The 9,169-nt window shown below is 36.5% G+C and carries 9 protein-coding genes and 1 pseudogene; 1 reads left to right on the forward strand and 9 read right to left on the reverse strand.

Translation table 11 applies throughout. The features are described 5' to 3' along the window. Positions 1 to 288, forward strand: a pseudogene (locus H9625_RS16485) (PD-(D/E)XK nuclease family transposase); the annotation flags it as partial. 379 nt (positions 289 to 667) lie between these two features. On the opposite strand, the gene H9625_RS16490 reads toward H9625_RS16485, so the two are convergent. From H9625_RS16490 to H9625_RS16530, 9 genes are all read right to left on the reverse strand, one after another. Further along, complete coding sequence (locus H9625_RS16490; protein WP_191765384.1) at positions 668 to 1,381, reverse strand: WecB/TagA/CpsF family glycosyltransferase; 714 nt, start codon at positions 1,379 to 1,381, stop codon at positions 668 to 670. Positions 1,382 to 1,387: 6 nt separating this feature from the next. Then, positions 1,388 to 2,464 (reverse strand): polysaccharide pyruvyl transferase family protein, encoded by a 1,077-nt coding sequence (locus H9625_RS16495; protein WP_087407060.1) that lies wholly within the window; start codon positions 2,462 to 2,464, stop codon positions 1,388 to 1,390. Next, positions 2,461 to 3,645, reverse strand: a complete 1,185-nt coding sequence (locus tag H9625_RS16500) for a Coenzyme F420 hydrogenase/dehydrogenase, beta subunit C-terminal domain (protein WP_191765386.1) — start codon at positions 3,643 to 3,645, stop codon at positions 2,461 to 2,463. Before H9625_RS16500 ends, H9625_RS16495 begins: the two co-directional genes overlap by 4 nt. After that, positions 3,642 to 4,436, reverse strand: a complete 795-nt coding sequence (locus H9625_RS16505; RefSeq protein WP_191765388.1) for a glycoside hydrolase family 16 protein — start codon at positions 4,434 to 4,436, stop codon at positions 3,642 to 3,644. Before H9625_RS16505 ends, H9625_RS16500 begins: the two co-directional genes overlap by 4 nt. Continuing rightward, the gene (locus tag H9625_RS16510) at positions 4,433 to 5,431 is read right to left on the reverse strand and encodes a glycosyltransferase family 4 protein (protein ID WP_191765390.1); all 999 of its coding nucleotides are present in this window, start codon (positions 5,429 to 5,431) and stop codon (positions 4,433 to 4,435) included. The genes H9625_RS16505 and H9625_RS16510 overlap by 4 nt, the downstream gene beginning before the upstream one ends. Beyond that, entirely contained in the window at positions 5,424 to 6,212 is a 789-nt protein-coding gene (locus tag H9625_RS16515; RefSeq protein WP_191765392.1) for a glycosyltransferase family 32 protein, read from the reverse strand. The genes H9625_RS16510 and H9625_RS16515 overlap by 8 nt, the downstream gene beginning before the upstream one ends. A gap of 8 nt (positions 6,213 to 6,220) precedes the next feature. Then, on the reverse strand, positions 6,221 to 7,186 hold the full coding sequence (locus tag H9625_RS16520) for a glycosyltransferase family 2 protein (protein WP_087212461.1): 966 nt from the start codon (positions 7,184 to 7,186) through the stop codon (positions 6,221 to 6,223). Between the two features lie 20 nt (positions 7,187 to 7,206). After that, positions 7,207 to 8,376 carry an EpsG family protein gene (locus H9625_RS16525; RefSeq protein WP_191765393.1) on the reverse strand — a complete coding sequence of 390 codons (1,170 nt, stop codon included), beginning with the start codon at positions 8,374 to 8,376 and terminating at the stop codon, positions 7,207 to 7,209. Between the two features lie 108 nt (positions 8,377 to 8,484). Next, positions 8,485 to 9,006, reverse strand: a complete 522-nt coding sequence (locus tag H9625_RS16530) for a hypothetical protein (protein WP_191765395.1) — start codon at positions 9,004 to 9,006, stop codon at positions 8,485 to 8,487. Between the last annotated feature and the right edge of the window lie 163 nt (positions 9,007 to 9,169).

A 9,169-nucleotide genomic window follows, 5' to 3' on the forward strand; every position in this document is an offset into this window, starting at 1 on the left:
CAGGTGTTCAAGCATCTGGAACGGCTGGCTGCCGTAGCGAACCTGTCGGAAGCGAACCGTGTGGCTTATGATAAGGCGGTAGACCGTTTCTACGTGAGCCGGATTTACGAGGAGGACATGCAGAATAAGGTAGAGGACGCGATGCGGGAAGGAAGGGAAGAAGGCAAGAAAGAAGGCAAGAAAGAAGCCAAATTGGAGGATGCACAAAACTTTAAGCGCTTAGGTGTCCCTGCAGATATCATAGCAAAAGCTACCGGACTTAGTGCGGAAGAAATAGCAAAGCTTTAAGAAAAATGGCCTCTACGGCACAAAGTCTTATGCCTCTTAGGCGGAAGTGCCGGCATGTAGATACGCAAATCTGACACTGTCTACTTCTCCACCGTTCTCGTTTCCGATGAGAAGTTCACACCTGTCAGGTATAGCTGGTGTTGGTCTGTCTGATGCGGACTGCACGGTATTATTATTATTAGCTGTATTATCTATACTCCAAATTGAGTGCTTACGAAACTTTGGCTATTTTTTTCTGCTAATATATCCCTTACAATTATCTTTTGCAGCATGAAAACAGCATTCAGTAAATGTATTGGGAAGATTATTCCTTATATGATTTTCATTCTCCTTGTTCCATTTTCTGTTCTCTATGGGATAGGGAGGATGATAGGGCAGATTATCCGAAAAACCGTTCGGCGATAAAACGGACAGGAAATTGGAAAGCCGCTTGCAGATACCGTTTCCGCGTATGCTTCTCTTTATACATCCGATATGCAAAACGAAGGTTCAACCTGTCTGCCCATGCCGGATAATAATCTATCTCATTCTTTGCCGTCTGATGGATGAAGCCGCCACAAGTGAAACCGATTCCTTTGTAACCTTTATCATGTACTTTCAATAAAAACTTTTCCTGCATGACAATCCCCATACCCACTATCAGAAAATCTGGATTCAAGGCAACAATCCTTTCAGCCTCTCTGTCCATTTCCATTTCCGATGTGAAGTATCCGTTCCTGTATCCGCTAAATTGCAAATCCGGATAACGTTCCCGGAATATACTTGCCGCCCTTTCCACCTGTTCCTGTCGTGAGGCAACAATATAGACTGTTTTTCGGTTTGATTCAGCAAACGAGAGCAACTCCGGAGCCAACGAAGTCATGTCAAAGCTTCTTCGGGTAACTGTCCTGCCATAAAGCAACCTGATAGCAGCTACCAATATGGAACCATCGGCAAATATACCGTCAAACCTGCCGAACAACTCTTTATTGTCTAACGCAGACAAGTAGGAAACCGGATTCAAGAACGTATAAATCTTGCCTTTTCGCATAAAGACCTCAGAAAAAGAAAACGTCTCCGCTGAAAGGATTTGTTGTACGAGAAGGGAAAACATACCACCTTATGACAATTGAGATGACAAATATTTGATAGATTGATTTCTTTCCTCTGCAATCTGCTTATTGACCAAAGTGTAATCAATAGGAGTTTCCAGAATAGACTGTAAGCATGTAACGTCATTCACGATTCTGGACTCCAGTCCAAATTGTTTCAGCAAGGAGCTTAGTTTCTGGTTGTTCATTGTCCGGATAATTGTACCAAAAGGCTTATTGTGTTTAATTGAGAAGATGCTGCCATGAAATGTATCCGTAACGATATAATCAGCGTCTCTAAAGTAAGCCAACACTTCAAAAGGTGTAGGTACAACTACTTCATCACACCATGGGAAATAATGCCCGATTGAAATTAGTTTTAATCCTTTGTCGCGTGCAAATTGCTTGATTGCAGTTATTTCTTTGGCATTGGTAATTCGTTCGGGATAAGTATAGACAATCATATATTTGTCTTTCCTGATTTCCAAAGGCATAAATTGTGTATAATCGTATATCAATACAGGATCAACATGCCGTAATGGATCTTTCCCTGTCAACACTTTGACCACTTCCGCACTATTCCCGTCACGTACCGAAATACAATCCAATTGTTTCAGCAATTCACTAATTTCTTCTTTGATGCTCATTTTTTGCAGTTTGTCTAACGTAGTAGCACCAAATGAAGCTGCATAGGTAATTTTCTTATCTGCATTCAATCCTTTTCCAAATAATTGAGGAGAAAAGCCAAACCAAGTCCGTTGAGCACAATTAAAGACTTCATCACTCCCTATCACTATCACATCATAATGCTCATGATTTTCTCCCTGCTTCACTCCAAGATAAGGAAGAAACTCTTTAGAAAAACGTGTTTGAAATTTGTAAATCGTCTCAAAACGTTTCACAAAATCCCATCCCCATAACCGTTGAAATAATAACTTTATTTTATGAAAACGACTGATTTCATAACCTTCCAACTGATGACCTGGAACAATGTTAATGAAATCGCAGGCATGTCCCAAAGCCTCTATATTCCTTTTCAATGAAAACGCTTGCAAGAAGGAACCGTAATTCTTCACTTCTTGCATGGATAATATGGCAACTTTCATAATGACTTATATTTGTTATAGACCGACTTTACCAAATCAAACACATGCCATTTGGAAGCCAATTCTTTTATTTGTCCTTTCAAACTTTTATCAATCAAATTAAACTCTACAGCTATCTCATCCAATGTCTTATTTGGATTCAGGAAAGCATGGATTATTAGATTACGTTGAGGATGCCGCAGGGACGGATGAGTTATATTATGATTTTCTATCAAAGCTTCTTCCAATGTGCGTTGTTCCATAAATACATTCTCTAATTGCGATACGGCTTTTTCTCCTTTTTTGTTATTTGCCAGTACCAAAGACACTCCCTTTAATACATTCTGTTTAAAAGGCTTTCCATGTCGGCCGATTCCCCAAAAATCAGTAATTGTACAATCACCTAATCTTGGTAAACGGGCATACGGACAAGAATAACAAGAAGAACGGAACAAGGCCGATCGGTCGAAAGCACGCATATACAGGTTATCTATTCCGTAAATAGGACGCAATTTACCCCTAATCTCAACGGTTGGGGCTTTGCCCCAACCGTTGAGATGACGAAATTCAAACCTGTCAATATTTACTCCTTTTTTGTCTGACAATTTCTTTAAATAAGCTTGAAATACAATATCTGAAGGAACACCGTGGCAAGCCAAATCTAAAGTCAACAAATTGTCATATTCTTTGTGTAAATAAGTTTGAAGTCCAGCTACTTGACAAGGTGTACCGCAAAACAATACCTGGATTCCTTGTTGCAGTTCACCTTTTATTTTAGAAAATGTATCCCTTAATTCACTTTGCACATATTTGCTGCCTCTTAATGCGACAAGCTCATCTAATGATTTTGCTTCTATATGCTTGCATTTTGACTTATTCACGAAAGCAGCACCCCAGACACAACCTTTTTCCTTTATAATATTTCTGGCAAAGGCCGAAAAAGCACCACCAGAACTGCTAACTGTCCGATCCGGATAACTCCACAGGGCAAAAGTTTTCGGAACATTCGTATTATCTCTCCGCAGAGGGGACAAGATGGGACACCTTTTGGTGCAAAGTCCGCACTCCACACATCGATTCCGGTCAATGGTCGGATATAGGAAGCCTTCACCGTCTGCCTGCATCGTGATGGCATGGTGAGGACAAGCATTTGCACAGGAGGTACATCCAGTACACAAATCATAAGGAGCCAATTCTATCATCGTGCCTTCTTTTTAAGTTCGTAATATTTTATCCAGTCCACTTGCAAGGTTTGTGGCAAAGCGGCATCGTCTGTTCCGCAAGCTCCTGCCCAATTACCCCCATAAGCTAGCGCAATAATCATGTGATAGTCATGGTTAAACGGCCATTCCTTGATTTCATCTTTGGAAAAGCGGCACACCTCCTGCCCATCAACCAATGCTACAAAACGTTCTTCATACCACTCTAATGTATATATATGGAAGTCTGACACATCAATATTTGCATACCGTTGATTTTGTTGATGGTTATTGGATTTTCCTCCAAATTTTCCCCATAAATGGAAATTCAATTGGTATTTCTCTTTACCCCAACAACCGATTTGTTCCAAAATGTCTATCTCCCCACGACATTTTTCTTTCGAGGCATCTCGTAACCAAATTGCATTCCAGACACCTTTGCTGACCGGGCATTTGGCACGGAATTCCAACTTGCCACATGAAAACGTTCGCTTCGAAACGATGCGACCGGAAATATAAGAACTTGTATCTTCAGGATTTTGACGCAACACAAGATGCAACTTACCTCGTTTTACGTATACATTCTGAGGGTCTTCCACATAACGAGCCAGATGTTGTTTTGTATAAGTTTTTGATATGGTCCAATAGCTTTCATTGGGACACCCTTTTCCGTTAAAATGTTCTTCCCACGAAGGCTTTGCTTCAAAAGCATCGGCAGAAGATTGGGCGGAAGATTTTACCGAAAATAAAGTAAATGATAATGCCCAAAGGATTAAAAGAGAAAATAATTTCATGTTAGATGGTTCAATAAGTTTAAATAGTTATTTTTGAATTTCTCAAATGTAAAGTTCTGCTCATATATTTCTCTGCTTCTATTAGCCATGTACATATAGGTGGTTGCATCAAGGGTTGGAAGTCGGTTAACAGTACGGATCAGTTCTTCCCAATCATTTGCTACAAAAGCATTCTGACCGTTACGGGCAATTTCACAATTGCCGCCTACATCATTGCAGACAATCGGTGTATAACACATAGCTGCCTCAATCAAGGTAATGGGTAACCCTTCCTTTGAAGAAAACAACATCATATAATCACTTTGTTGCAGCAGACCGATTATGTCGTTCACAAAACCTAAGCATTTGAACTGCTCATCTTCTTTCACTAAAGATTTCAACGCTTGATAATTAGGTCCTTCGCCAGCAAATAAGATTTGAATTCTTTTATCTATCTTGCCTTTCAACTGTTTATAAACTTCATCTTGTCTTTTTACTTGGTTTATACGAGCTGGGTAGACCAATGTAATCTTGTCATTTATATGGTAAGTACGCTGACTGGGATGCTTTTCTTTTACACAATTATATATTTTGTGGATATTCTGCGGTGGCACACGAAAGAATTCAATTAAGTTTCGGGTTGTCCGTTCCGATATGGAAACCACCGTTTTAGGCATAACCGACAACAATCTGTGGTCGTTGAACAAGTTATGATGCACATACACCAACTTTATCCGCTGGAACAGCAGATGATTCATCAACCAGAACATCAACAAGAATTTCCGTTCATGTACAATCACGATGGAATTGTAAAATATAAACGGATTCTTAAACTGTATATATTCCGACTGCGTTATCCCATGATTCTTATTCACTTGTCCATACGGTATAGTACCCACTATCTTGGCATTATACGTATCCTTCACAGCATGATGGATATCGAGCAACACCTTTTGCACTCCGGTTACTTTATTCAGCTCGGAGTTGAAAGAAAATAACTTTTTCATATCAATCATAAGTCTGGAAGTTAGATTTGTTTCTTCTCAGTTTTTTTAATGACATACATAGGTTTAAAAGGAAAGCATTTCTTTTGCATATATTGCGAAGTCTCAAACCAATTGTAGGCTTTACCCATGATCCTTCACAATAATGAATTGCAACAGATTCACGAGAACTTGTTCTGTATTCTGAAAAGATTTTGGATGGATAAATATGAATATTATCACGCAAAATCTGTTCATTATCAATGTATTTAAATCCATATTTCTCAGCAGTAATGGCCAAGACTACCGGAATTATTTTATTTTCAGACATTACGTCAGAAAACATTGATTTCTCATAGTATTTCAAGCATTCCTTGATATACTGTGTGTGAGGTTCGCTTGCAATAATAGCAGAGTGAATAGCAATCCCTATATCTTCTTTGGATGTTGTCCGATTGCCCTTGCTATCAATAAAACTTGCAATGTCTTTTTGGGGATGGTACTCCACAGACGAGAAAAAAGAATTATCAAGATATGGGTCAAAACGTTTCAATACTTTGACATCCGTATCTAAGTAAATGCCACCATAATTGTAGAGTGCATAAAGTCGTGTATAGTCTGCCACAAAGGCTAATTTCTTCAACTCGTATGCTCGTTTGGTAAAAGGCAAGCTATTCACATCTATACGATTTTCATTCCAGCAAACGAATTCATAATCGGGCATTAACTTTTTCCAGCCATCTATAAAGCGTTGAAAACGTTTCGGTATGGGATTATTTCCGAACCAACAATAGTGAATGATTTTGGGGATCATAAAAGAAATTAGTATTTTATTATTCTTTTGAATAGAAGTGTAACATATGCAATTGGATAAAGTTTGTAATGGACTAACCACTGTTGGATTTTTATCCACAACGGATAGTTCAGACTCCAGTTTTTATTAAATGCATCGGGAAAAGTTTCATTCCACTTTTTAAAATTGTGTAATTTGACATCAGTAGCATATTCCATTTTAGCTAACAGTTGGCGTATATGTAACTCTCTAATGCAAGACTTTTCTAATCCATGCGCTTTCAGAAAATCTTTCAATAAGTGAGTAATATAAATCCGTTGGCTTATTTTTTTTTCGTCATAACTATATGTTGCGGATTGCTGATTGATTATTGAATAGTGGTATAGTCCTAGGGGCAAATAGGCAATTTTTGAAGCGTTATAACACAAAGCAACAAGTACTTCCAAATCCTCCCACATCCCTATTCCTGCTGAAAAACGAATTTGGTTTACTGAAAAAAGATTTCGCCTGAACAATCTATTCCATAAATATCCCTTTAATTCATTAGTCAATAACATTTTTATGACAACCAATCGGTCGTTTACATGCTTCTGCTTCATATATACCGGAGTTGTAGAACCTTTCTCTATGAGATAATCGCAAGCAACGATGTCTGCACATTGATCTTCAGCAGTGGTATAAAGACAACTGAGATAATCAACTTCTACCCAATCATCTGAATCTATAAAAGCTACATATTTGCCTCTGGCATTATCTAATCCTACATTTCTTGCTACGCTAACCCCCTCATTCTTTTTATGAAATACTTTGATTCGCTTATCTTTCTTTGCATATTCGTCACATATTTTACCGGAATTATCTGGACTGCCATCATCAATGAGCAAAAGTTCAAAATCTGTATAGGTTTGCGCGAGAACACTGTCAAGGCAACGTGGTAAAAAATTCTCAACTCTAAAAATGGGGATTATTATAGAAATAGATGGATTATTTATCATCGTTATAACATTTAAATTTATTAAAATAAGGAAACAGGCAATATCTCTCTCCCATTAGCATCCCAAATAAACAGCATATACCACCAGTCTTCTCTACCAAATAGTCCTGATAATATAGGATATAAATTAGAAATAAAACTTATAATACCCCATATCTGTATTGGATATTTAAAATTGGAATAGTTCTTAAAAAAAAGTTTGAAAGCTACTCCAATAAAAATTGGACAAGAAAGAAGTGATAAGATACTTATATAACGATCCAATATTTCTACTTTACTAAAAATAGGACTTATTAAAATAGTTATACAATAAGTATTGATTATCCACATTTTGATACCTTCTTTTTTTACGTTTTTCAGAAAGAACAGTGGAAAACTATTAGCTAATATTATTCTTATTTGAGTAGTAAATCGATATTCTCTAATTCCTATATTTTGCGTACCTTCTGTTACAAGAGATGAGAATCCATCAACATACATAGCAGATTTATCATTCATTGATAATATATTTACATAAGGGGTTAATCCTTCTAAAAGTTGTGTACTTCCTAAAAAAACAGAAAGAATCAACAAAACAAAGCATATGTTTGTCGGAATTAGCTGAATATGAATAAAATATATTGCAATAAAAAAAACTAATAAAGGAATATATCCAATATGGGTTAAACACGCACAAAGAGAAAATATACCGAATTTTACATAGTCATATTTCAAAAAGAAAGAAATAGCAAATACATAAAATGCTGCAGCAAAATACCATCTTACTAATTGCTCTATAGGTGGAATAACAAAAAGAAAAACAATCAGTATATATAACATCGATTTCCTGTAAACTACATCTTTTATAAAATAAAAAACAGACAATATCACCAAGAAAGTTATTAAAAGAATAAGAAATTGATAATGAATACCCAAAGATGCCCCCCAATGACATACATATCGGAACAATAATTCGTACTCATCATCCAAATGATTCCCTAAACTATAATATCTGACCGCATATAAATTATAATCGATTAATCGCCCAAATCTTAATCCATAAAATAAAGTAAAAACAATAATAGGTAAGGTTGCTAATTTCCAATATGACTTATCATTCTGAACACATGAAATACGTTTCCCAGAATAAACAAAAGACCATATTAACAACAGACTAAAAGTACAAAAAACTAATTTAACATGTTCATACATATTGTGGCCAATTTTATGCGATAAACAAATACCGATGTATTCCCTGCATACAGAGTTATCATTCAGTGATTTACAATTCTCTACTCCGATAAGTGTCTGATCTTATTGTTATTTTCTCATCATTCTTTTTATAAAATATCGTGCCAAATGATATAAATCCAAAGCTGTTGGGTTTTGTAAAGGCGCAAATCTGAATAAAATTTTGGCAGGTCTCAATCTTTTTCTTTTTAAAATCAATTTCAAAAAGTGCATTCTACTATTTCTTGATTCTAAATGTTTGGTTGAATATAATGACCAACCACACATGACAAGAGAATCCGTATAATAATCCTCAATTATATTTTTAAAATTTTGCGTCAAAGGCAATTGTTGTGTCGCCTCATAACTTTTATTTATCACATTATAAATCATATGTGGATTTACGTAACGTCTCATCAATGAATTTGCAGTTTCTTGATAATTATATGTCACCGTCGGTAATACACGTGCAGTTTCTACATACTTGCAATATTGAAACGTGAACAACTCATCCTCGCGAAAACAAATATCATCAGCAAACCGTAAATGATGTTGTTCAATTATATCAAACCGAAATAACTTACTCCAAGTTGGACCGAAAAAATTTTTCATCTTAAATAGTTTGCAAAACAAAGGCAGAGTCAACCAGCGAGTGCAACATTACGAAATATTTTTGAAAAAGACCTCAGCCGGAGTCAAGAAATTGAGTTTTTCTCTCGGTCTGGCATTAATTTTCTTCCTGATCTTGGTTATTTTTCCTTCTGTAACCGTACTG

It is taken from the genome of Phocaeicola intestinalis, from assembly GCF_014837065.1.
Lineage (GTDB): Bacteria > Bacteroidota > Bacteroidia > Bacteroidales > Bacteroidaceae > Phocaeicola > Phocaeicola intestinalis.

Bases quoted from the DNA above. Each gene is read 5' to 3' on its own strand.
- H9625_RS16490 (WP_191765384.1), bottom strand. From the start codon at position 1,381: ATGTTTTCCCTTCTCGTACAACAAATCCTTTCAGCGGAGACGTTTTCT.
- H9625_RS16495 (WP_087407060.1), bottom strand. From the start codon at position 2,464: ATGAAAGTTGCCATATTATCCATGCAAGAAGTGAAGAATTACGGTTCC.
- H9625_RS16500 (WP_191765386.1), bottom strand. From the start codon at position 3,645: ATGATAGAATTGGCTCCTTATGATTTGTGTACTGGATGTACCTCCTGT.
- H9625_RS16505 (WP_191765388.1), bottom strand. From the start codon at position 4,436: ATGAAATTATTTTCTCTTTTAATCCTTTGGGCATTATCATTTACTTTA.
- H9625_RS16510 (WP_191765390.1), bottom strand. From the start codon at position 5,431: ATGATTGATATGAAAAAGTTATTTTCTTTCAACTCCGAGCTGAATAAA.
- H9625_RS16515 (WP_191765392.1), bottom strand. From the start codon at position 6,212: ATGATCCCCAAAATCATTCACTATTGTTGGTTCGGAAATAATCCCATA.
- H9625_RS16520 (WP_087212461.1), bottom strand. From the start codon at position 7,186: ATGATAAATAATCCATCTATTTCTATAATAATCCCCATTTTTAGAGTT.
- H9625_RS16525 (WP_191765393.1), bottom strand. From the start codon at position 8,376: ATGTATGAACATGTTAAATTAGTTTTTTGTACTTTTAGTCTGTTGTTA.
- H9625_RS16530 (WP_191765395.1), bottom strand. From the start codon at position 9,006: ATGAAAAATTTTTTCGGTCCAACTTGGAGTAAGTTATTTCGGTTTGAT.